This is a genomic window from Companilactobacillus halodurans, from assembly GCF_009600985.1.
In the GTDB taxonomy this organism is placed as follows: Bacteria; Bacillota; Bacilli; order Lactobacillales; family Lactobacillaceae; genus Companilactobacillus; species Companilactobacillus halodurans.
Genome location: NZ_VDFP01000192.1, coordinates 1 through 1,223, shown reverse-complemented (window position 1 = coordinate 1,223; position 1,223 = coordinate 1). Strand labels below are relative to the sequence as shown.

Annotated in this window: 1 protein-coding gene; it reads right to left on the bottom strand. The window is 37.7% G+C overall.

Annotation, left to right across the window (positions count from 1 at the left end):
* Positions 1-75: 75 nt before the first annotated feature.
* Positions 76-1,104 (bottom strand): IS30 family transposase, encoded by a 1,029-nt coding sequence (locus tag FHL06_RS13550; RefSeq protein WP_153387162.1) that lies wholly within the window; start codon positions 1,102-1,104, stop codon positions 76-78.
* Between the last annotated feature and the right edge of the window lie 119 nt (positions 1,105-1,223).

Genomic DNA, 1,223 nt, shown 5'->3' with positions numbered 1-1,223 from the left:
CGAAAATTACAAGAACAAGTTAGCCACTTGTCCAAAAATAAATACGAAATATATCAGTACCAGAAAAGTACATTTCTAAACTCCACAGAAACTAGTGAATAGTTCCCGTGGAGTTTTGTAGTTTAACAACTTTCTAGGCATATCATTGAGTTTTGATTCAATAGAAGATACTAAACTTGGAGCAATAGAATCGAGTGACAGCCCTTTGGGCAGGTCACGACGAATCATTCTATTGTGTACTTCATTGGTTCCTCTTTCAGATGAAGTATATGGATGTGTAAAATAAACGTCTGAAGTTCCAGACATAACAGAATCAAGATTAGCAAATTCCGGACCGTTGTCAGCAGTTATTGAGTTGATGATCTGACTATAATTGTGTTTGATCTCTTTCATAGCATAATCAACGGAGTCAGCATTTCTACCATCAATAAGTCGCATTATCTCGAATCTCGATTTACGCTCAATGAGTGTTAGGACCACACTTTCGTGTCCATTTCTCTTACCAACAATCGTATCAATTTCAAAGTCACCAAAATCTTCTCGCAAGTCAACACTCTCAGGGCGTTTCTCAATACTTCTACCTAATATGCGCTTATGTTTCTTCGAAACATGTAGCATGGTAGGTCTATTCATTTTATCGGTTAGATCTATATTACGTATCTCTAAACGTTGTTCATCGATGTACTTATAAAGGGTAGTAGTTGATACCATTTCATCTTTAAGGAATAATCCTTCAACACGTGATCTACCTACGGTCGTATCTGGAGACCACCCCTGTTTGAACTGTTCTACAAAATAGCTTAGGAATGGTTTAACTCGATTAAACTTAGAAGGTCGATGACACTGCTTACGCAGCGTGTCATAGCGTAATTGAGCAGTATCAGGGTAATAATCATTGGAGGAATATTGCTTTCCATTAACCTTTTTAACCTGTCTTACGGTCCCTCTGCGGATCTCATTATTAATAGTTTGAGGGCAAACGCCAACGGCGTGAGCAATCTTACGATTTGAGAATCCCAAAAGGTGAAGCGAAGCTATTTCACCACGTTCAATCTCAGTTAAGTGGTGTCCCTTAGGTCGTAATATGGTATCATTTTCTTGCATCAAGACGAAAAACCTCTTTCATTGTTTGTGGAGAACTCCAATGATACCTGATTTTTTCGTCTTGGTGTTTTTATTTTGGAATTTTATTGAAAGTGGCTAACTTGATTATAAAATTCGCC

Coding starts and splice junctions, on each gene's coding strand:
- FHL06_RS13550 (WP_153387162.1), bottom strand. CDS start 1,104: ATGCAAGAAAATGATACCATATTACGACCTAAGGGACACCACTTAACT.